Annotated in this window: 23 protein-coding genes; 8 read left to right on the top strand and 15 right to left on the bottom strand. The window is 74.3% G+C overall.

From position 1 onward, the window contains the following. Position 1: 1 nt before the first annotated feature. The gene (locus tag BLT72_RS12180; RefSeq protein ID WP_091413137.1) at positions 2–847 is read right to left on the bottom strand and encodes a nucleotidyltransferase domain-containing protein; all 846 of its coding nucleotides are present in this window, start codon (positions 845–847) and stop codon (positions 2–4) included. Continuing rightward, a complete protein-coding gene (locus BLT72_RS12175) occupies positions 841–1203 on the bottom strand; it encodes a hypothetical protein (protein WP_091413136.1) in 363 nt (120 codons plus the stop codon). Before BLT72_RS12175 ends, BLT72_RS12180 begins: the two co-directional genes overlap by 7 nt. Positions 1204–1267: 64 nt before the next feature. Between BLT72_RS12175 and BLT72_RS12170 the strand changes: the two genes are divergently transcribed. Continuing rightward, a complete protein-coding gene (locus BLT72_RS12170) occupies positions 1268–2245 on the top strand; it encodes a P1 family peptidase (protein ID WP_091413135.1) in 978 nt (325 codons plus the stop codon). Positions 2246–2359: 114 nt separating this feature from the next. Further along, positions 2360–3556 carry a phosphoglycerate dehydrogenase gene (gene serA, locus BLT72_RS12165; protein ID WP_091413134.1) on the top strand — a complete coding sequence of 399 codons (1197 nt, stop codon included), beginning with the start codon at positions 2360–2362 and terminating at the stop codon, positions 3554–3556. A gap of 53 nt (positions 3557–3609) precedes the next feature. Here the strand turns inward: serA and BLT72_RS12160 are convergent, their stop codons facing one another. The 6 genes from BLT72_RS12160 to BLT72_RS22755 all read right to left on the bottom strand — a co-directional run bounded on the left by BLT72_RS12160 (position 3610) and on the right by BLT72_RS22755 (position 9612). Next, complete coding sequence (locus BLT72_RS12160; protein WP_091413133.1) at positions 3610–4758, bottom strand: XdhC family protein; 1149 nt, start codon at positions 4756–4758, stop codon at positions 3610–3612. Then, complete coding sequence (locus BLT72_RS12155; protein WP_091413132.1) at positions 4751–5338, bottom strand: nucleotidyltransferase family protein; 588 nt, start codon at positions 5336–5338, stop codon at positions 4751–4753. Before BLT72_RS12155 ends, BLT72_RS12160 begins: the two co-directional genes overlap by 8 nt. A 13-nt stretch (positions 5339–5351) precedes the next feature. After that, complete coding sequence (locus BLT72_RS12150; RefSeq protein WP_091413131.1) at positions 5352–6209, bottom strand: inositol monophosphatase family protein; 858 nt, start codon at positions 6207–6209, stop codon at positions 5352–5354. A gap of 10 nt (positions 6210–6219) precedes the next feature. Next, positions 6220–7230, bottom strand: a complete 1011-nt coding sequence (gene rsgA, locus BLT72_RS12145; protein WP_091413130.1) for a ribosome small subunit-dependent GTPase A — start codon at positions 7228–7230, stop codon at positions 6220–6222. Between the two features lie 16 nt (positions 7231–7246). Further along, on the bottom strand, positions 7247–8587 hold the full coding sequence (gene aroA, locus BLT72_RS12140) for a 3-phosphoshikimate 1-carboxyvinyltransferase (protein ID WP_091413129.1): 1341 nt from the start codon (positions 8585–8587) through the stop codon (positions 7247–7249). Positions 8588–8655: 68 nt separating this feature from the next. After that, positions 8656–9612, bottom strand: coding sequence for a DoxX family protein (locus BLT72_RS22755; protein ID WP_197677009.1), 957 nt, complete (start codon positions 9610–9612; stop codon positions 8656–8658). 65 nt (positions 9613–9677) lie between these two features. Here BLT72_RS22755 and BLT72_RS12130 point away from each other — a divergent pair, with 65 nt between their 5' ends. The 4 genes from BLT72_RS12130 (at position 9678) to rsrA (ending at position 12179) form a co-directional block, all read left to right on the top strand. After that, positions 9678–10469, top strand: coding sequence for an SOS response-associated peptidase (locus BLT72_RS12130; protein ID WP_091413128.1), 792 nt, complete (start codon positions 9678–9680; stop codon positions 10467–10469). A gap of 17 nt (positions 10470–10486) precedes the next feature. Further along, entirely contained in the window at positions 10487–11149 is a 663-nt protein-coding gene (locus tag BLT72_RS12125; protein WP_091413127.1) for an alpha/beta hydrolase family protein, read from the top strand. 98 nt (positions 11150–11247) lie between these two features. Beyond that, positions 11248–11907: a sigma-70 family RNA polymerase sigma factor gene (locus tag BLT72_RS12120; RefSeq protein ID WP_091413126.1), complete on the top strand. Its 660-nt coding sequence runs from the start codon at positions 11248–11250 to the stop codon at positions 11905–11907. Beyond that, a complete protein-coding gene (gene rsrA / locus BLT72_RS12115; protein ID WP_091413125.1) occupies positions 11904–12179 on the top strand; it encodes a mycothiol system anti-sigma-R factor in 276 nt (91 codons plus the stop codon). Before BLT72_RS12120 ends, rsrA begins: the two co-directional genes overlap by 4 nt. 96 nt (positions 12180–12275) lie before the next feature. On the opposite strand, the gene BLT72_RS23545 is transcribed toward rsrA, so the two are convergent. From BLT72_RS23545 to BLT72_RS12105, 3 genes are all read right to left on the bottom strand, one after another. Beyond that, positions 12276–12350, bottom strand: a complete 75-nt coding sequence (locus BLT72_RS23545; RefSeq protein ID WP_369797015.1) for a 50S ribosomal protein bL37 — start codon at positions 12348–12350, stop codon at positions 12276–12278. Between the two features lie 123 nt (positions 12351–12473). Then, on the bottom strand, positions 12474–14108 hold the full coding sequence (gene mctP, locus BLT72_RS12110; RefSeq protein ID WP_280949219.1) for a monocarboxylate uptake permease MctP: 1635 nt from the start codon (positions 14106–14108) through the stop codon (positions 12474–12476). Continuing rightward, positions 14105–14395, bottom strand: a complete 291-nt coding sequence (locus BLT72_RS12105) for a DUF3311 domain-containing protein (RefSeq protein ID WP_091413124.1) — start codon at positions 14393–14395, stop codon at positions 14105–14107. Before BLT72_RS12105 ends, mctP begins: the two co-directional genes overlap by 4 nt. Before the next feature lie 136 nt (positions 14396–14531). Between BLT72_RS12105 and BLT72_RS12100 the strand changes: the two genes are divergently transcribed. Further along, a complete protein-coding gene (locus tag BLT72_RS12100; RefSeq protein WP_091413123.1) occupies positions 14532–15992 on the top strand; it encodes a sensor histidine kinase in 1461 nt (486 codons plus the stop codon). An 86-nt stretch (positions 15993–16078) separates the two neighbouring features. On the opposite strand, the gene BLT72_RS12095 is transcribed toward BLT72_RS12100, so the two are convergent. Beyond that, positions 16079–16330: a WhiB family transcriptional regulator gene (locus BLT72_RS12095; RefSeq protein ID WP_091413122.1), complete on the bottom strand. Its 252-nt coding sequence runs from the start codon at positions 16328–16330 to the stop codon at positions 16079–16081. Positions 16331–16578: 248 nt separating this feature from the next. Between BLT72_RS12095 and BLT72_RS12090 the strand changes: the two genes are divergently transcribed. Then, positions 16579–16986, top strand: a complete 408-nt coding sequence (locus tag BLT72_RS12090; protein ID WP_091413121.1) for a hypothetical protein — start codon at positions 16579–16581, stop codon at positions 16984–16986. A 128-nt stretch (positions 16987–17114) separates the two neighbouring features. Here the strand turns inward: BLT72_RS12090 and BLT72_RS12085 are convergent, their stop codons facing one another. From BLT72_RS12085 to BLT72_RS12075, 3 genes are read right to left on the bottom strand one after another with little or no spacing between them, the layout of a single operon-like run. Beyond that, positions 17115–17930 carry an amino acid ABC transporter ATP-binding protein gene (locus BLT72_RS12085; protein WP_091417303.1) on the bottom strand — a complete coding sequence of 272 codons (816 nt, stop codon included), beginning with the start codon at positions 17928–17930 and terminating at the stop codon, positions 17115–17117. Between the two features lie 35 nt (positions 17931–17965). Next, positions 17966–18940: an amino acid ABC transporter permease gene (locus tag BLT72_RS12080; protein WP_091413120.1), complete on the bottom strand. Its 975-nt coding sequence runs from the start codon at positions 18938–18940 to the stop codon at positions 17966–17968. Further along, positions 18937–19827 (bottom strand): ABC transporter substrate-binding protein, encoded by an 891-nt coding sequence (locus BLT72_RS12075; RefSeq protein WP_091413119.1) that lies wholly within the window; start codon positions 19825–19827, stop codon positions 18937–18939. Before BLT72_RS12075 ends, BLT72_RS12080 begins: the two co-directional genes overlap by 4 nt. Between the last annotated feature and the right edge of the window lie 158 nt (positions 19828–19985).

The raw sequence follows: 19985 nt of genomic DNA, 5'->3' as shown, positions 1-19985 counted from the left end.
GTCAGCGGGCGGGCGGGTCGGCGCACGCGTCGACGACCTCGGCGAGCAGAGCCGCCGCGGCGGCCACCGAGGCGCGGAGTCCGTCCGGGGTCGTGCCGAGCCCGCCGAGCAGGGTGTGCGCCCGGCGGCTGAAGTCGGTCGGCGCCCCGGCCAGCGTGCCGGTGGCGTCGACCAGGCCCTTCTCGGTGATCACCCAGCGCCCGGCCCGGGCGTGCAGGGCGTGCGCGCACAGCCCGACGACGCGGAACAGCGCCCCTGCGACGAAGGCGGCGTCCCCGCGGCCGGCCGGCTTGTCGAGACCACCCAGCAGGAACGCGGCCTCCGCCAGCCGACCCACCAGGGCCCGGGCCAGGGCCGGCGGGTAGGTCGCGACCTCCGTGCGCAGCACGGCCAGCTCGCCGGCCGGGTCGGCCAGCACCCGGCCGAGCGCCACCTCGCCGGCGTAGGCGAAGTCCGGCACCCCCAGCGGGTGCCCCACCTGGGCGTGGAACTCCGCGGAGCCCTGCTGCGCGGCCGCGCAGGAGGCGCGCACCCGGTCCAGGTCCCGGTAGATCCAGTCGACGGCCATCCCGTCGACCAGCAGCCAGCCGCCGCCGTCCACCCACCGCCCCCAGGCCCCCGGTTCGGTGACCTGCGGGACCTGCCCGTCCCGGGCCCGGGCCAGCGTGGCGGCCAGCGCCCGCAGGCCGGCGACGTCCAGCGGGGGCCGGTAGTAGAGGCCGAGGTCGACGTCGGAGTCGGGCCGCTGGGTCCCGCGGGCCCGGCTGCCGCCGAGCGTGACGGCCTCGACGCCCCCGACCCCCACCAGCGCCGCGGCCAGCTCGTGCAGGCGGACGTCGCTCAGCACGGCGGGGGCTCAGCGGCCGGTCGGGCCGGGCGGCGGCCGGGTTTCGGCGGGCGGCCGCGCCAGCGCAGGCTCTGCTCGTCGAGCCGGCGCAGCAGCGGGTCGCCCTCGGCGTCGATCCGCTCGGCCAGCCGGACCGCCGCCCCCAGCTGGACGTCGTCCAGCTGGGCGAAGGCGGGGGACCGGCGGCGGTCCAGCACGTCGTACCAGCAGCCGCCGACCGCGTGGTCCAGCACGATCCGACCGAAGCAGTGGTCGGCGGTCACCACCCAGCGCTCGGCGCGGGCGCGCGCGGGCAGCGCGTGCAGCACCAGCCGGCGGTAGCGGGCCAGCAGGTCGTCGCGGTCGTCGAGCGGCACGGCCCCTGTCTACCCGCTCGGCCGACCTCAGCGGGCGGCACGGCCGGCGCCCTAGGGTGGGCGGATGGTCGCAGGCTTCGAGATCGGGCACCACACCGCCGACGGCGACGGCTGGCTGACCGGGACCACGGTGGTGCTGGCCCGCGACGGCGCGGTGGGCGGTGTCGACGTGCGCGGCGGCGGCCCCGGCACCCGGGAGACCGACCTGCTGGACCCCAGCACCCTGGTCCAGCAGGTGCAGGCGGTGGTCCTCACCGGCGGCAGCGCCTACGGCCTGGCCGCCGCGGACGGCGTCATGGGCGGCCTGGAGGCGCGGGGGCTCGGCTTCCCGGTCGGCCCCGAGCCGGGCCAGGTCGTGCCCATCGTCCCGGCCGCGGTGATCTTCGACCTCGGTCGCGGCGGCGACTTCGGGCACCGGCCGACGGCGGAGTTCGGCGCCGCCGCGCTGGCCGCCGCCCGGCCGGGTCGCCCGGCCAGCGGCTGCGTCGGCGGCGGCACGGGCGCGAAGTGCGGCGGGCTCAAGGGCGGCTTCGGCTTCGCCGAGCAGACGCTGCCCGACGGGGCGGCGGTCGCGGCGGCCGTCGTGGTCAACGCCGCCGGGTCCGCCGTCGACCCGCGCACGGGGCGGCTCTGGGCCGACGTCGAGCACCGGCTGCCCCGGCCCTCCGCCGCCGAGCGGGCGGCGCTGGCGACCGCGGAGGCGGACCCGGCACCGTCCCTGGCCACCACGATCGGCGTCGTGATGACCGACCGGGCGCTCGTCCCGGCCCAGGCGCGCAAGGTGGCGGCGGTCGCCCACGACGGGCTGGCCCGCGCCGTCCGGCCCGTGCACTCGATGACCGACGGCGACACCGTCTTCTGCCTCGCCGCGGGCCGGCTGCCGGAGCCCGCCGACCCGGCGGCGGCGCTGGCCGGGTTCACGGCGCTGCTGACCGCGGCCGCCGACGTCTTCGCCGCCGCCTGCCTCGACGCGATGCTCGCCGCCACCGGCCGCCCTCCCTGGCCCGCGTACACCGACCTGGTGCCGGCCGCGCGGCCCTGAGCCGGCGGGCCGGCCCCGCGCGGGCGGGCAGGCCTGAGACGACCGGGCGCGCGCGGGCACCTCTTCCTAGACTGGGCCGCGCCCCGCGTGCACCCGGCCAGCTGACGAGGAACCATGAAGGCTCTCCTGCTCGAGAACATCCACCCCGACGCCGTCCACCTCCTCACCGAGCGCGGCATCGAGGTGGCCACGGTCAGGGGAGCCCTCGACGAGGCCGAGCTGGTCGAGGCGGTGCGCGACGTCCAGCTGCTGGGGATCCGCTCGAAGACCACGGTCACCCAGGCCGTGCTGGACGCCGCACCCGACCTGCTCGGCATCGGGGCGTTCTGCATCGGCACCAACCAGATCGACCTGGAGGCGGCCGCCGAGCGCGGCACCGTCGTCTTCAACGCCCCGTTCTCCAACACCCGCAGCGTCGTGGAGCTGGTGATCGCCGAGATCATCGCCATGGCGCGGCACCTGACGGACAAGAACGCCAAGATGCACGCCGGGGTCTGGGACAAGTCGGCCAAGGGCGCCCACGAGGTCCGCGGCCGCACGCTGGGCATCGTCGGCTACGGCAACATCGGCAGCCAGCTGTCCGTCGTCGCGGAGTCCCTCGGCATGCGGGTGCTCTTCTACGACGTCGCGGACAAGCTCGCGCTGGGCAACGCGCGTCGCTGCGGCTCGCTGGACGAGCTGCTGGCCGAGGCCGAGACCGTCACGCTGCACGTCGACGGCCGGGCCGGCAACACCGGGCTGTTCGGCGCCGAGCAGTTCGCGAAGATGCGCCCCCGCAGCCTGTTCCTCAACCTGTGCCGCGGCATCGTCGTCGACCACGAGGCGCTGCGGGAGCACCTGCTCAGCGGCCACATCGCCGGCGCCGCCCTCGACGTGTTCGCGGAGGAGCCGAAGACGGCCGGCGACCCGTTCGTGTCCTCGCTGCAGGGGCTGCCCAACGTCATCCTGACCCCGCACGTCGGCGGCTCGACGGAGGAGGCGCAGCAGGACATCGGCCGCTACGTCGCCGGGAAGCTGGCCGACTACGCGCTCGCCGGCACGACGACGATGTCGGTCAACCTGCCGCACGTGCAGGCCAGCGACGGTCCCGAGCGCTACCGGGTGCTGCACGTGCACCACAACGTCCCGGGGGTGCTGGCCACCGTCAACGGGGTGCTGGCCGACTTCGGGGTCAACATCGAGAGCCAGACGCTCTCCACCCGCGGCCAGCTGGGCTACGTCGTCACCGACATCGCGGCCCCGTTCAGCGACGAGCTGCTGGACAAGCTGCGCAGCCTGCCGGAGACGGTCCGGCTGCGCATCATCGCCTGACGGGCGTCCTGCGGAACCGCTGACGGGTCGCGTCCCGGGGGGCGGGCCCGACGTCAGGGCTCAGCGGTCCCGGGTCCGCCCGGCTCGTGGTGGATCCGCCCGCTGCCCTCGCTCAGCGGCCGGCCCTGCCCGCCCCACCGCCGGCTGACCAGCTCCGCGGCGATGGAGACCGCGGTCTCCTCGGGCGTGCGGGCACCCAGGTCGAGGCCCAGCGGGCTGGCCATCCGGCCCAGCTCGACGTCGGTGAGCCCCTCGGCGCGCAGCCGGGCGACCCGGTCCGCGTGCGTCCGCCGGGACCCCATCACCCCGACGTAGCCCAGCGGCAGCCGGAGCGCGGCGGCCAGCAGCGGCACGTCGAACTTCGGGTCGTGGGTCAGCACGCAGAGCGCGGTGCGCCCGTCGAGCCGGCCCGCGGCGGCCTCCGCCGCCAGGTAGCGGTGCGGCCAGTCGACCACGACCTCGTCGGCCTGGGGGAAGCGGGCCGGGGTGGCGAACCGGGCGCGGGCGTCGCAGACGGTGACCCGGTACCCCAGGAACGCGCCCATCCGTGCGAGCGCCGTGGCGAACTCGCTGGCCCCGCAGACCAGCATCCGCGGCCGCGGGGCGAGCACCGCCACCAGGACCTGCAGGCCCTCGCCCAGCCGTTCGCCGTCGGGGCCGTAGGTCAGCAGCTCGTCGCGCCCGGCGGCCAGCAGGCCGCGGGCGTCGTCGGTGACGGCGGCGTCGACGCGGGGCGAGCCCAGACCGCCGGCCAGCCGCGCCCCGTCCGGGCGCAGCACCAGCCGACGGCCCCGCTGGTCGGGGCGCGGCGCGGCCACGACGGTGGCGACGGCCACCGGCTCCCCGGCGTCGACCAGCGTGGCGAGCTCGTCGAGCCCCGGGAAGGTCGCGGGCGAGACCGCCGCGACGTGCACGTCGAGGGTGCCGCCGCAGGGCAGCCCGACGGCCAGCGCGTCCGCGTCGCTCACGCCGTAGCGGCGCAGCACGGGGACGCCGTCGGCCAGCACCTCCTCGGCGAGCGCGCAGACGTCGGCCTCGACGCAGCCGCCGGACACCGAGCCGACGACGCTGCCGTCGGGGCCCACCAGCATGGCCGCGCCGACCGGTCGGGGCGCGGAGTCCCAGGTGCCGACGACCGTGGCCAGGGCCACCGTCCGGCCCTCCCGCCACCAGCCCAGCAGCGCGGGCAGCACGTCACGCACGCCGGTTCCCGGCGGGCTCGTCGACGTCGTGGCCGCCGGCCAGGTCGTCGCAGGCCACGACCAGGGCGTCGTGGTCGCTCAGGTAGGCCTGCGCCCCGGCGTCCCCGGACACGGTCTCCCGCAGCGCGGGCAGGTGCGCCCGGCCGACCAGCACCGGGTGCCCGGGACGGCCGTGGTAGCCGGCGCGGGCCAGCGCCTCCGGTTCGGGCGGCACCACCGTGAGCAGCCGGCGGACGACGTCGGCGCCGACGTCGGGGAGGTCGACGAGGTGGACGACGACGGCCGCCGCCCCGAGGGCGGCCGCCGCGTCGAGCCCGCAGCGCAGGGAGCCCGCCAGGCCGTCGGCCCAGCCTGGGTGGGTCACCGGCCGCACGTCGGCGCCGGGCAGGGGGTGGGCGGCCAGCAGTGCGGCCGCCTCGGGGGCGGCGCAGCCGAGCACGACGACGACCGGCGCGCAGCCGCCGTCGGCGAGCACCCGGACGGCGCGGGACAGCCACGGGGTGCCGTCCGCGTCGCGGCGCAGCGCCTTCGGGCCGCCCGCCCGGCGACCGGCGCCGGCCGCGAGCAGCAGCCCCACCACGCGGGGTGCGGCCTCAGCCGGCGACCTGGTCGTCCCCGAGCTCCTCGTCCTCGTCCTCCTCCGGGCCGGGCGGCCGCAGGTGCGCGAGCACGGTGTCGTGCAGCAGCCCGTTGGTGGCGTACGCGCCGGCGCCGTGCGGGCCGGGGCGCCCGTCGAGGTCGGTGAACCGCCCGCCCGCCTCCGTGACGACGATCGCGCAGGCGGCCATGTCGTGCAGCTCCAGCTCCGGCTCGCAGGCGATGTCGACCGCGCCCTCGGCCAGCAGCATGTAGGACCAGAAGTCGCCGTAGGCCCGCGTCCGCCAGCAGCTGCGCAGCAGGTCGACGAAGCCCTGGCCCTGCCCGGACGCGACCCACTCGCCGAGCTCCGCGTAGCTCAGGGACGCGTCCGCGAGGTCGGCGACCTGCGAGACGCGGCAGGGGCTGGGGTTCATCAGCGACTTGCCGGCGTAGGCGCCGCCGCCGAGCGAGGCCCACCAGCGCCGGCCGAGCGCCGGGGCGCTGACCACGCCGACCACCGGCTCGTCGTTGACCAGCAGCGAGATCAGCGTCGCCCAGACCGGCACGCCGCGGACGTAGTTCTTGGTGCCGTCGATCGGGTCGACCACCCAGCGGCGCGGCCCCCACCCGGTGTCGGCCATCTCCTCGCCGTGCACGGCGTCGCGCGGTCGGGCCTTGCCGAGCGTGCGCCGGATGGCCTCCTCGACGGCGGTGTCGGCGTCGGAGACAGGGGAGAGGTCCGGTTTCGCCGTCACCCGCAGGTCGAGGGCCTTGAAGCGGCTCATGGTGATCGAGTCCGCGTCGTCGGCGAGCAGGTGGGCCAGCCGCAGGTCGTCGGTCAGGTTGCGGTGCAGCGGGCTCTCGGGGGGCATGGCCGCCAACCTACTGGCCGGCGTCGATCATCCGCCGGAACGACTCCAGCCGGGCCCGGGACAGCTCGCCCCGCGCGACGGCCGCGTCCAGCCCGCACTCGGGGACCCCGGTCTCGTGGGTGCAGCCGCGCGAGCAGCCCGCGGTCTGCGCCTGGAGGTCCGGGAACGCCGCGATGATGCTCTCCCGGGTGACGTGGCTCAGCCCGAACGACCGGACGCCCGGGGTGTCGATGACCCAGCCGCCGTCCTCGGCGCCCCGCGCGTCCGAGCCCGCGACCGGGGGCAGCCGCAGCGCGATCGCCGAGCTGGAGGTGTGCCGGCCGCGGCCCGTCACCTCGTTGACCGCACCGATGCCGCGGTGGGCGTCGGGGATCAGCGCGTTGACCAGCGTCGACTTGCCGACGCCGGAGTGCCCGACGAAGACGCTGGTCCGGCCGGCCAGGGCGGCCCGCAGCTCGGTGAGGTCGGCACCCGGCTGCACCGTCTGGACGAGGACGCCGAGCGGCTCGTACTGGGCCAGCAGCTCCTCGGGCCCGGCGAGGTCGGCCTTGGTCAGGCAGAGCAGCGGGTCGAGCCCGGCGTCGAAGCCGGCCACCAGGATCCGGTCGATCATCCCCGTCCGCGGCGGCGGGTCGGCCAGCGCCGTGACGATGACCAGCTGGTCGGCGTTGGCCACGATCGGCCGCTCGTAGGGGTCGTCGTCGTCGGCCGTCCGCCGCAGCACGGTCGTCCGCTCCTCGACCTCCACGATCCGGCCGAGCGTCCCCTCCTCCCCGGAGGTGTCCCCGACGATCCGCACCCGGTCGCCGACGATGACGCCCGTCCGGCCCAGCTGGCGCGCCTTGGTGGCGGTGGTCTCGTGACCGCCGAGCAGCACCCGGAAACGGCCGCGGTCGACGGTGATGACCACCCCGACCTCGGCCTCGGAGTAGCTCGGCCGGTCCTTGGTGCGGGGCCGGGTGCGGCGCCGGGGCCGCTCGAAGGCGGCGTTCTCGTCGGTGCGGAACTGCCGGGACGTCACGGGCCGACCACCCGGCTCACGGGGCCGGCCGCTCGGGGTCGACCGCGCCGACCGTCTCGATCCCCGCGTCGGTCTCGGCCACCATGGCGGCCCACAGGTCGACGAACTCCGGCATGGTCTTGCTGGTGCAGCTGACGTCGTCGACGACGATCCCGGCGACGACCAGGCCCAGCACGGCGGCGGCGTGCGCCATCCGGTGGTCGGCGTAGGTGTGGAAGACGGCACTGCCCAGCAGCTTCGGGTTGACGGTCAGGCCGTCGTCGTCGCTGCTGACGCTGCAGCCGAGCGCGGACAGCTCGGCCTCGAGGGCGGCCAGCCGGTCCGTCTCGTGACCGCGGATGTGGCCGACCCCGCTGATCCGGCTGGTGCCCTCGGCGAGCGCGGCGACCGCGGCGACGACGGGCGTCAGCTCGCTGGCCTCCCGCAGGTCGAGGTCGACGCCGTGCAGGAAGTGACGGCCGCTGACCGTCAGGTCGCCCTCGAACCAGGTGACCTCGGCCCCGAAGGCCCGCAGGATGCCCCGGATCTGGTCGCCCGGCTGCAGCGAGCCGGCCGGCCAGTGCCGGACCGTCACCATGCCGCCGGTGACGGCGGCCGCGGCCAGGAAGGGCGCGGCGTTCGACAGGTCGGGCTCGACGACGACGTCGTGGGCGTGCAGGACGCCGGGGGAGACCCGCCAGCGGCCCGGCTCGGAGTCGTCGACCGCCACCCCCCGCTCGCGGAGCATGGCCACGGTCATGGCGATGTGCGGCAGGGACGGCAGCGGGCCGCCGACGTGGCGCAGGTCCAGCCCGTCGGCGAAGCGGGCGCCGACCAGCAGCAGCGCGGAGACGTACTGGCTGGACGTGGAGGCGTCGACGGTCACCGCCCCACCCCGCAGCCCGGCCCGGCCGGTGACGGTGAAGGGCAGGCCGGGCCCGCCGTCGGTCCGGCTGTCGGCGCCCAGCGCGGTGAGCGCGTCGAGCAGCGGCGCCATGGGGCGGGAGGCGGCCTGCTCGTCGCCCTCGAAGCGGACGTCGCCGTCGGCCAGTGCGGCCAGCGCCGGCACGAACCGCATGACGGTGCCGGCGAGACCGCACTGGACGGTCCCGCCCGCGGTGAACTGCGCCGGTGGGGTCACCAGCCACTGCCGGCCGTTCTCGACGATGACCACCCCGAGGGTCCGCAGCGCCTCGCGCATCAGCACGGTGTCACGGGCGTCGAGGCCGTTGGTGATCACCGACGGCCGGTCGGCCAGGGCGGCCAGGACCAGCGCGCGGTTCGTCTCCGACTTCGAGCCGGGCACGGTGACCGTCGCGCTGATCGGGGCGGGCGCCTCAGGGGCGGCCCAGGGCTGCGGGGGTGAGGTGCTGGGCACGGGGGCGATTCTAGGGTCCCGGGCCGGCGCGCCGGGCCCGGCCGGCCCGGCGGCGAGACCCGGACGTCTCAGTTCTCGCCGCGGTGGATGTTCTTGTTGACCTTCTCGGCCTTGGCGGCGGCCTTCTTGATCTGCTGGCGGTTGCGCTTCTCGGCCACGGCGTCGCGCTTGGCGCGCTCCTTGGCGGCCACGGCGTCGCGCTTGGCCCGCTCCTTCTCCGCGACCTTGGCCCGCTTCGCGCCCTCCTTCTTGGCCACCGCCGCCTGCTGGGCGGCGACCTCGCGGGCCTCCTTGAGCTGCTTGGCGGCCGCCACCTGGGCCTGCTTGAACTGCTTGGAGGCCTGCTTGCGCGCCTTGCGGGAGCTGGCGACGGCCGCCCCGACCAGGGCCGCACCGCTGGCCAGTGCGCCGTCGGCGAGCTGGCTGGTGCCCTTGCCGACGTTCTCGGCCAGGTCGCCGGCCGCCTCCGTCAGGCTGCCGACGCCCTTGCTGAGCGCGCCCGAGGTCACCCCGGCACGACGGCCCAGCTTCTGGGTGGTGCGGCGGGTGTCGCGGGCGAGGCTCTCGCCGCCCTTGGCGGCCAGGTAGACCAGGCCCGGCCGGCCCTCGGTGTCCCGGGCCGCGAGCAGCACGCCCCCGAGCAGGCTGATGTTCTTGAGGAAGTGCGACCGGTCCTCGGCCTTCTCGACCGGGTCGGTGCGCGTCCAGTAGGGGTGCTTCGCCAGCGTGCTGGGGATCAGCGAGGTGGCGAGCACCACGGCGCCGAGCCGGCGGCCCTTGCCGGTGGCGAGCGCCAGGCCGCCGAGGAGCTGGGCGGCGCCGTTGACCCGGACGAGGGTCTGCGCGTCCTCCGGCACGTAGCCCGCCACCGAGGCGGGGGCGTACTTCTTCACGAACGGCACGAGCTTGTCGGTCACCGGCTCGGCGGCCGGGACGAGCAGCTCGGGGTGCCGGACGGACTTGAAGCCGCTCGCGACGAAGTAGGAGGCGAGCAGGGTACGGGCGGCGGCGCGCAACAACGTCATGGGCTATTCCTACCGTGCCGGCCGGGACCAGCCAACCCCGGCCCGCCCCCGGTAGCCTGCCCGGCATGTGCGGTCGCTACGCCTCCACCGCGAGCCCCCGGCAGCTGGCCGAGGAGTTCGACGTCGACGACATCCTCGACGGCCTGCCCGGCCCGGACTACAACGTGGCCCCGACCGTGGCGGTGCCCGCCGTCTTCGAACGGGTCGACCGGGCGTCGGGGGACGTCCGCCGCCGGCTCGCGCCCCTGGTCTGGGGCCTGGTGCCCTCGTGGGCCAAGGAGCGCTCGATCGGCGCGCGCATGATCAACGCCCGGCTGGAGACGGTGGCCGAGAAGCCGGCCTTCGCGAAGGCCTTCCGGTCCCGCCGGTGCCTGCTGCCCGCCGCCGGCTTCTACGAGTGGTACGAGCCCGAGACCCCGCCCGGCGGCCGGAAGCCCGCCAAGCAGCCGTTCTTCCTGCACCGGGCCGACGGCGGGCTGCTGGTGATGGCCGGCCTCTACGAGATCTGGCGCGACCCCACCAAGGACCGGGACGACGACACGGCCTGGCTCCGCACCTGCTCGGTGATCACGACCCGGGCCACCGACGCGGCCGGACACATCCACGACCGGATGCCGCTCGTCGTGCCCGCCGACGCCGTCGACGGGTGGCTGGACCCCGCGCTCACCGACCCGGAGCAGGCCCTCGGCCTGCTGTCGGTCACCGACGCGGCCGAGCTCGAGGCCTACGCCGTCTCCACCGCCGTCAACAAGGTGCAGAACAACGACCCGTCGCTGCTGGAGCCCCTCGCCGAGGCGGGGCCGACGGTGCGGGACGACGCGCCGGCCGACCCGCCCGAGCAGGACCGGCTGCTCTGAGCACCCGCGATCTGCCGGTGGTCACGGCCCAGGGTCCCGCCCACTGGCTGCTCGACGAGGCCGACGACGTCGGCGCCGCCCTGGTGCTGGGCCACGGGGCGGGCGGCGGGCCGGAGGCGGCCGACCTGGCGGTGCTGGCCCGCCGGCTGCCCCCGCTCGGGGTGACCGTGGCCCGCTTCGAGCAGCCCTGGCGGACGGCCGGCCGCCGGGTCGCCGTCGCCCCTCCGCGGCTGGACGAGGCCTGGTCGGAGGCGCTGCCCGTGCTGCGGTCCGCACTCCCGGCGGGCCTGCCCCTGGCCACCGGGGGACGCAGCTCCGGCGCGCGGGTGGCCTGCCGCACCGCCGCCGCGACGGGCGCCGCCGCCGTGGTCTGCCTGGCCTTCCCGCTGCACCCGCCCGGCCGCCCGGACCGCTCCCGGGCCGTCGAGCTGCTGGCGCCCGCCGTTCCGCGGCTGGTGCTCCAGGGCACCCGGGACACCTTCGGCGGGCCCGCCGAGGTGCGCGCTGCGGCGGCGGGGGACCCCGGGGTGGTCGTGGTCGAGCTGCCCGGCGCCGACCACGGGTACCGGCTGCCGGCCGGCGCGCCGTTCACCCCGGCGGACCTGCGGGACCGGCTGGTCGCCGAGGTGGCCGGCCTGCTCGGGGCGGGTCCGGCACGCTCGGGCGCGGACGGGGAATAGCGCCGGTCGGCTCGCGTTGTACCGGCATGCCGATGACCATGCCGGGTGTGACCGAGCAGCCGACACTGCCCGGACGCTCGCCGGTACTCTCGTACGTGATGAGCATCCCGACGAGTTCCACCCCCAGCGGGGCCGTGACCGACGCACCGGTCGCCGACCCGGTCGACCCGCGCAGCACCGAGACCGACGCCGAGCGGACGCTCCGGTTCGAGACCGAGGCGCTGCAGTACCTCGACCAGCTGTACGCGGCGGCGATGCGGATGACGCGGAACCCGGCCGACGCCGAGGACGTAGTGCAGGAGACCTTCGCCAAGGCGTACGGCTCGTTCCACCAGTTCACGCCGGGCACGAACCTCAAGGCCTGGCTGTACCGGATCCTCACCAACACCTACATCAACTCCTACCGGAAGAAGCAGCGCCAGCCGCAGCTGTCCGACGGGGAGAACGTCGAGGACTGGCAGCTGGCCCGGGCGGAGTCGCACACCTCGAGCGGCCTCAAGTCCGCCGAGACGGTGGCGCTGGAGAACCTGCCCGACTCCGACGTCAAGGAGGCGCTGCAGCAGCTCGCCCCGGACTTCCGGCTCGCGGTGTTCCTCGCCGACGTCGAGGGCTTCTCCTACAAGGAGATCGCTGGGATCATGGGCACGCCCATCGGCACGGTGATGTCGCGGCTCAACCGCGGCCGCACCCAGCTGCGGGCGCTGCTCGCCGACTACGCGCGTGACCGCGGGATGGTTCGTCAGGGGGGATCGAAGTGAGCGACCAGAGCACCACGAGCGCCGACTGCGAGCACATGCTCGCGCGGGTGCACCAGTTCCTGGACCAGGAGCTCGACTCGGCCAGCAGTGATGAGATCCGGGCGCACCTCGTGGCCTGCGAGCCCTGCCTGGACCGCTACGACGTCGAGCAGGCCGTCAAGAGCCTGGTGAACCGGTGCTGCGGGGGCGACAAGGCCCCGAGCGCGCTGCGCACGAAGGTGCTGGGCCAGCTGGCGGCGGCGCAGGCGACCGCGCACGCGCAGCAGGACTGAGCCCGGGCGCGACCGGGCGCGAGGACGACGAGACCCCCGCGGGTTGCCCGCGGGGGTCTCGTCGTCGTCAGACGAAGTGCTCGTCGGCGCGTCGCCTCAGGCGTTGGGGCGCTTGCCGTGGTTCGCGCCCTTCTTCCTGCGGGCGCGGCGCTTGCGGCCAGTCTTACCCATCCGTGCCTCCTCACATGTGCGGTCGGTGCGCGTCCCGGAGCGCGGTGGCCCGGGGCACGGCCGACCATTCTGCCACACCGGCGCCGCCCGGCCCCGCCGCCGGACGGCGGCGGGACCGGGTGGTCAGTGCAGCGGCTTGTCGGCGGCCAGCACCGGCTCCACGCCCGGGTCGCCGACGTCGGCGAAGTAGTCGGACTGGCTGGTGATGTCGGTGCCGTTGGCCACCCGCGCGCCGTTCAGCAGGGCGCTCAGCACGACGGCGACGACGACGTTCAGCGCCAGCGCCGTCAGGCCGATGTAGCCGGCGTCGCCCAGGCCCGGCACCACCGCGAGGGAGTTGCCGAACGGCCGCGTGGTGCAGGCCGTGCAGCCGCCGTAGGCGGTGATGGTGCCGTAGAGCATGCCGACCGCCCAGCCGGCCAGCAGCGCCCAGCGGTGGAACCACCGGGTGAAGAGGCCGAAGACGATCGAGGGCAGGGTCTGCAGGATCCACACCCCGCCGAGCAGCTGGAAGTTCAGCGCGTTCTGCTTGTCGAGCAGCAGCACGAACAGCAGGGCGCCGACCTTCGTGACCAGGGAGACGATCTTGGAGACCTTCGCCTCGGTGGCGTCGGTGGCCTCCGGCCGCAGGTAGGCCTTGTAGATGTTGCGCGTGAACAGGTTCGCGGCCGCGATCGACATGATCGCCGCGGGCACCAGCGCCCCGACCGCGATGGCCCCGAAGGCCACGCCGGTGAACCAGCTGGGGAAGTGGTCCTCGAACAGCTGCGGGATGACCAGCTGCGGGTTCACCTTGCCGTCCAGCCCGATCGGCTTCGTGCCGGCCTTGATCGCGACGTAGCCCAGCAGGGCGAGCAGGCCCAGCAGCAGCGAGTAGGCCGGCAGGATCGCGGCGTTGCGGCGCCCGGTGCTGCGGTCCTTGGAGCTGAGCGCCGCCGTCACCGAGTGCGGGTACATGAACAGGGCCAGAGCCGAGCCCAGGGCCAGCGAGGCGTAGGCCCAGTGCTGGGTCGGCCCGGGGATGAAGACGCCCGTGGGGACGGCCGGGTTCGCCGCCGACGGGGTGGCCATCTTGGTCTGGGCGGCGTCGAAGATGCTGCTCCAGCCGCCGAACAGGCCGGGCAGGTGGATGATCGCGACGAAGATGACGATGTAGATCAGCAGGTCCTTGACCACGGCGATCATGGCCGGCGCCCGCAGGCCCGAGGAGTAGGTGTAGGCCGCCAGGACCGCGAACGCGATCAGCAGCGGCAGGTCGCGGGCCAGCAGGCTCTGCCCGCCGACGCCCAGCACCTCGAGGATGGCCTGGATGCCGACCAGCTGCAGCGCGATGTAGGGCATCGTCGCGAGGATGCCGGTGACGGCGACGGCCAGGCTGAGGCTGCGGGTGCCGTAGCGGCCCTGCACGATGTCGGCGGTCGTGATGTAGCCGTGCCGGTGCGCCACCGACCACATGCGGCCCAGGAAGAAGAAGATCACCGGGTACAGGACGATGGTGTACGGCACGGCGAAGAAGCCGGACACCGCTCCCGTCGCCCACATGGCCGCGGGGACGGCGATGAAGGTGTACGCGGTGTAGAGGTCGCCGCCCAGCAGGAACCACGTGGTGACCGTGCCGAAGCTCTTGCCGCCCAGGCCCCACTCGTGCAGCGACTCCAGGTTCGCCGGCCGGCGCCAGCGCGCCGCCATGAACCCCATCACCGTCACCACCGCGAACAGCACGATGACGACGACCAGGGCCACCCAGTCGACGTTCACCGCTGCTCACCGGTCCCTGTGCGGCGCTCGTGGGCCAGCCGTTCACGTCGCAGCAGCCAGAAGCTGAGGGCGCAGAGCGCGGCGGCGATGAAGACCCAGAGCAGCTGGTACCAGTAGAAGAAGGGGAACCCGAACAGCCGGGGCTCCACCCGGTCGTAGGTGCCGACCAGCAGCGGCGCCACGATGCCGACCAGCAAGATCCCGGCCACGGCGATCTTGGTGGGGGTGATCCGCCACCGCGGATCCGTACCGCCGGGGTCGACCCGGCGTGCTGCTACCTCGTCCATCGTTGCCTCCTCGGGGCGGCCACGACCGCGTGACCCGAGTGCACGCTACTGCCCGCTCCGGGGGCCGGGCAGCAGCCCCGGTCCGGCGTGGCGGGGCTGGCGGGGAGGCCTGTCGTGCGCCACTAAAGTGGCGCCCATGCCGTCCATGTCCGAGATCGTCGCCGAGCACACCGACCTCTCGGACGCCGACCAGCGCTGGCTGAAGATGCTGGTGTCGGAGTGGCAACTGCTGGCCGACCTGTCGTTCTCCGACCTCGTGCTGTGGGTGCCCGACCGCGACGAGAACGTCTTCTGGGCCGCCGCGCAGATCCGCCCCAACACCGGGCCCACGGCGCTGCTCGACGACGTCGTCGGCGACCTCATCGCCTACTCCCCGGAGCACCTGGTCTCCGAGGCCTTCGGCAGCGGGCAGATCACCCGCACCAGCGCCGCCAAGCTGCAGGCGGGGATGCCCGTCGACACCCACGCCATCCCGGTGAAGCTGGCCGACCGGGTGATCGCGGTGGTCGAGCAGCACACCAGCCAGCTCGGGGTGCGCTCGCCCAGCTCGCTGGAGTCGGCCTACACCGGTACCGGCGACCTGCTGGCCCGGATGGTCACGGTCGGCGCCTTCCCGATGCCCGCCGACTCCTCCAACCTGGCCTTCAGCCCGCGGGTCGGGGACGGGTTCATCCGCGTCGACGCCGGTGGTGAGGTCGAGTACGCGAGCCCCAACGCGCTGAGCGCCTACCGCCGGCTGGGCCAGATCGGCGACCTGGTCGACGAGCACCTGCCGAGCCTGACCGCGTCCCTGGTCCCCACGGGTCCGGGACCGGTGGACGACTCGGTCACCTCGGTGCTGGCCGGCCGGACCGCCCGCCGCACCGAGCTGGTCTCCGGAGACGCGCACCTGATGGTCCGGGTGCTGCCGCTGCTCGACGGCCGCGAGCGGGTCGGCGCCATCGTCCTCTGCCGCGACGTCAGCGACATCCGCAGCAAGGAGCGCCAGCTCGTCACCAAGGACGCGACGATCCGCGAGATCCACCACCGGGTCAAGAACAACCTGCAGACGGTCGCGGCGCTGCTGCGCATGCAGGCGCGCCGGATGGAGTCGCCCGAGGCGAAGGTGGCGCTGAACGACGCGACGTCGCGGGTGGCCTCGATCGCCATCGTGCACGAGACGCTCTCGCAGGCCTTCGACGAGGCGGTCGAGTTCGACAAGGTCGCCGACGGCCTGCTCAAGATGGTCGGGGACGTGTCCTCCACCGCCGTCGGGGTGTCGGCGGTGCGCCGGGGGACCTTCGGCGTGGTGTCGGCCGACATGGCCACCGGCTTGTCGATGGTGGTCACCGAGCTGTGCCAGAACGCGGTGGAGCACGGGCTCGCCGAGGGCTCGGGCGAGGTGCTCGTGCTGCCGAGCCGGCGCGACGGCCGGCTACGGGTGGAGATCAGCGACGACGGCCTGGGGATGCCCGCCGACTTCGACTGGCGGCAGTCCCGGAGCCTCGGGCTCTCCATCGTCAACACCTTGATCGCGGAGATGGAGGGCACCTTCGAGATCGGCGCCCAGCCCGAGGGTCGACCCGGCACCCGGGCCGTTTTCGAGATCCCGGTCTGAGCGGCGTCCGCCCCCGGACGTGAGAAGGACGCCGGGAGAAGCTCTCCCGACGTCCTGGCGGTCCGCTGTGCGGGCTGCCGGTGCTCCTACGCGGTGCGGATGCGGGCCCGCGCAGCACGACGCTTCAGCGCCCTGCGCTCGTCCTCGCTGAGTCCGCCCCAGACCCCGTGGTCCTGGCCTGCTTCCAGCGCCCACTGCAGGCACGCGTCGCGCACGTCGCACCGCCGGCAGACTTGCTTGGCCTCGTCGATCTGGAGGAGGGCCGGTCCGGTGTTCCCAATCGGGAAGAACAGCTCGGGGTCCTCGTCCAGACAGGCGGCCTTGTGGCGCCAATCCATCGTTTGCTCGCTCCTTACTCGGTTACTCGGGCCGATCTCGCGCGCCCGGGAAGGTCCGGAGCCCCGTCCTCTACACTGATGAACTCGGCTTCGGATGCAACCTTTTCAAGTATCTCGGTCGCGCACAAGGGTTTGGCGCGTCGGGTGCCTCACATTTCGACCGGGTTACGGCCGAATCTCCCCCAGGTCTCCCCGGGGCGCCGCCCGTGAGAGGTCCTGCGCCCGGGCGCGCGCCGTAGGCTGGATCGGTGACGACGCCCGCCGGCCGCGCCCGGCTCCTGCTCCTGGCCGCCGCGCTGCTCGGGGTGGAGGCGCTCGCGGCCCTCGTCTTCGGGGTGCTGGAGGCGAGCAACATCTCGCCGGTCCGGGCCGTGATGGGCCTGGGCGTCACGGTGATCATGCTCGGCTACGGCGTGCTGCTCGGGCTCGTCGCCCGCGGGGTCGCCCTCGGCCGCCGGTGGAGCCGTGGCCTCGCCGTGGTCACCCAGCTGGTCCTGCTGCTGCTCGGCTACAGCTTCCGCCAGCCGCCGACCACCGCGGCCGGCCTGGTGATGGGCCTGGTGGCCCTGGCCGTGCTGGTCTGCCTGCTCGCGCCGTCCTCCACCCGGGCCTTCCTCGCCGAGGGCACCCCCCGACCGGGCGACCCCACGGCCTGAGCCGACCCCGCGCCCTGGGCCGACCCCGCGCCCTGGGCCGACCCCGCTTCCTGAGCCTGTCGAAGGGCCTTCGACGAGCTCGGGCGACGGAGTCGGGCTCCGGCGACGGTCGGCTCGGGCGAGCGACCTCAGCCCGCCTCCTCCAGGGTGGCGGCGAGCTCCGCGTCCCGCTCGGCCTCGGCCTGGGCCTCGGCCTTGACCCGCTGCAGGAAGGTGCGGGTGCGCTCCTCCCGCGGGTGCAGCAGCACCGCGTCAGGTGGGCCCTCCTCGACGACGACGCCCTGGTCCATGAAGACCACCCGGTCCGCGACCCCGCGGGCGAAGCTCATCTCGTGGGTGACGACGATCATCGTCGTCCCCTCCTCGGCCAGCCTGCGCATCACGCCGAGGACCTCGCCCACCAGCTCGGGGTCCAGCGCGGAGGTGGGCTCGTCGAACAGCATCAGCTCGGGCTTCATCGCGAGCGCCCGGGCGATGGCGACCCGCTGCTGCTGCCCGCCGGAGAGCTGGCTGGGGTAGAAGCCCGCCCGGTCGGCCAGCCCCACCAGGTCGAGCAGCCGCTCCGCCTCCTGCCGGACGGTGGCCTTCGGCAGCCGCTTGACCTGGACGGGCGCCTCCATGACGTTCTCGATCGCCGTCATGTGCGGGAAGAGGTTGAAGCGCTGGAACACCATGCCGATCCGCGAGCGCTGCCGGGCGATGTCGGCGTCCGTCCGCATGTGCAGGCGGCCACCGCGTTCCTCGATCCCGACGAGCTCGCCGCCGACCCAGATCCGCCCGCCGGTCAGGGTCTCCATCTGGTTGATCAGCCGCAGGAACGTCGTCTTGCCCGAGCCGCTCGGGCCCAGCAGGCAGACCACCTCCCCGGGGTCGACGGTCAGGTCGATGCCCTTGAGCACCTCGTTGCTGCCGAAGGACTTGGTGACGTTGACCGCCCGCACCAGGTGCTCGGCCGGCGCTCCGACCGCGCTCGCGCCGCTCACTTGGCCGACCCCGCCGCCAGGCCCTTGACCGCCTGGTCGGCGTCCGAGCTCACCGTGGTGCCGAAGCCGCGGCCGAACCGCTTCTCCAGGTAGGCCTGGCCGACCATCAGCACGCTCGAGGCGAGGAGGTAGAACAGCGTCGCCGCCACCAGCACCGGGAAGGTCTGGTAGGTGCGGCTGCCGATCGCCTGGAGCTGGAAGAACAGCTCGGTGCCGACGGGGATCGCCAGCAGCAGGGAGGTGTCCTTGAGCATCGCGATCGTCTCGTTGCCCGTCGGCGGCACGATCACCCGCATCGCCTGGGGCAGCACGACCCGCCGCATGGCCTTGCCGCGGCTCATGCCCAGCGCCTGCGCGGCCTCCATCTGGCCCTTGTCGACGCTGAGGATGCCGGCGCGCGCGATCTCGGCCATGTACGCGGCCTCGGACGCGGCCAGCCCGATCACCCCGCCGGCCAGGCCGACGAAGAGGGCGTTGGCGTCGAAGGTGGCGATGCGCCAGTCCCCGGACAGGCCGAGCCAGTCGATGATCAGCCAGTCGAACGGCACGCCGATCGCGATGCCCTGCTGGAAGAGGATGCCCAGCGCGCCCATGATCGTCAGCAGCACGTAGCGCGGGATGGCCCGGAAGAACCAGGTGTAGACCCAGGAGACCCCGCGCAGCACCGGGTTGTCGGAGAGCCGCATGACGGCCAGCAGCACGCCCAGCGCGACGCCGAACACCATCGCCAGGACCGTCACGATGATCGTGCCCTTCCAGAAGCCCTCGAGCACCGGGCTCTGGTTCATGGCCTGGAAGACGAACGGCCAGTTGAACGCCTCGTTGTTGACCAGCAGGTTGACCAGCATCAGGGCCAGCACCGCCAGCACCGCGATCGCCACCCAGCGCCACGGGTGCCGGACCGGCCGGGCCTCGATCAGGCCCGGCCGCTCCTCGGCGACCGGTGGTGCGGCCGGCGCTGTCGTGGTCATGGGTTGACGGCGAAGTCCGTGATGGCGCCCTGCTCGACGCCCCACTTGGTGAGGGCGGCCTGGTAGCTGCCGTCGGCCTCGACGGCCGCCAGGGCGGCGGCGAGCGCGTCCGCGAACTCCGTCTCCTCCTTGGGCACGACGTAGCCGTACGGGGCGGCCTCGTAGATGTCGCCCAGCGTCTCGAGCTTGCCGGCGGACTGCTTCACCGCGTAGGCGACGACGGGGGAGTCGGCCAGCATGGCGTCCGCCTTGCCCGTCACGACCGCACTGGTGGCCTGGTCCTGGCCCTTGAACTGGAGGATCTCGATCTTGTCGGCGCCGCACTGCTTCTGCCGCGCCGGCAGGTCGTCGGTCTCCTGCACGGTGCCGGTCTGCACGGCGACCGTCGTGCCGCAGGCGTTCTCGGGGTCGATGCCCTTCGGGTTGCCGGCGGCCGTGGCCCACTGGGTGCCGGCGGAGAAGTAGCTGATCATGTTGACCTGCTGCTTGCGCTCGTCGTTGATGGTGAACGACGAGACGCCGACGTCGTACTTGTTGCCCTGCACGCCGGTGATGATCGAGGAGAAGTCGGCCGGCTGGAACTCGGCCTTGACGCCCAGCTTGGCCGCCACGGCGTTGAAGACGTCGACGTCCATGCCCTGCACCGTCTTGCCGTCGCCGGCCAGGAACTCGTTGGGGGCGTAGCTGGCGTCCGTGCCCACCTTGATCACCCCGGCCTCGCGGATGTCCGCCGGCAGCTTCGACGCCAGGTCCGCGTCCGAGCTGACCGACACCGAGGGCGCTCCCGCGCCGGCGGGCTCGCCGCTCAGCGAGTCCGAGCCGCAGGCGCTCAGCGCCAGCGCCGCGATGCAGGCGGTCGCCAGGCCGAGCTTTCGACGTACGTTCACGAGTTCTCCTCCTCTGACCCCGATCCAGAAGATGTCCCGGGGTGTGGCGCTGACGCGCGCTGCTGCGATCCGACGTGGCGCACCGACCCTGGGGCGGTCGCCGACGAGGTGGGCGTTGAAGGCTCACCTCAGACGATCCTCGCACGCGCCGCGCGTGA

Origin of the sequence: Friedmanniella luteola (assembly GCF_900105065.1) — a bacterium.
Classification (GTDB): Bacteria; Actinomycetota; Actinomycetes; order Propionibacteriales; family Propionibacteriaceae; genus Microlunatus; species Microlunatus luteolus.
This window is presented reverse-complemented; position numbering and strand designations above follow the sequence as displayed.

Bases quoted from the DNA above. Each gene is read 5' to 3' on its own strand.
- BLT72_RS22755 (WP_197677009.1), bottom strand. From the start codon at position 9,612: ATGACGTTGTTGCGCGCCGCCGCCCGTACCCTGCTCGCCTCCTACTTC.
- BLT72_RS12170 (WP_091413135.1), top strand. From the start codon at position 1,268: ATGGTCGCAGGCTTCGAGATCGGGCACCACACCGCCGACGGCGACGGC.
- BLT72_RS12120 (WP_091413126.1), top strand. From the start codon at position 11,248: ATGAGCATCCCGACGAGTTCCACCCCCAGCGGGGCCGTGACCGACGCA.
- BLT72_RS12150 (WP_091413131.1), bottom strand. From the start codon at position 6,209: ATGCCCCCCGAGAGCCCGCTGCACCGCAACCTGACCGACGACCTGCGG.
- serA (WP_091413134.1), top strand. From the start codon at position 2,360: ATGAAGGCTCTCCTGCTCGAGAACATCCACCCCGACGCCGTCCACCTC.
- BLT72_RS12095 (WP_091413122.1), bottom strand. From the start codon at position 16,330: ATGGATTGGCGCCACAAGGCCGCCTGTCTGGACGAGGACCCCGAGCTG.
- BLT72_RS12080 (WP_091413120.1), bottom strand. From the start codon at position 18,940: ATGACCACGACAGCGCCGGCCGCACCACCGGTCGCCGAGGAGCGGCCG.
- BLT72_RS12100 (WP_091413123.1), top strand. From the start codon at position 14,532: ATGCCGTCCATGTCCGAGATCGTCGCCGAGCACACCGACCTCTCGGAC.
- BLT72_RS12105 (WP_091413124.1), bottom strand. From the start codon at position 14,395: ATGGACGAGGTAGCAGCACGCCGGGTCGACCCCGGCGGTACGGATCCG.
- BLT72_RS12130 (WP_091413128.1), top strand. From the start codon at position 9,678: ATGTGCGGTCGCTACGCCTCCACCGCGAGCCCCCGGCAGCTGGCCGAG.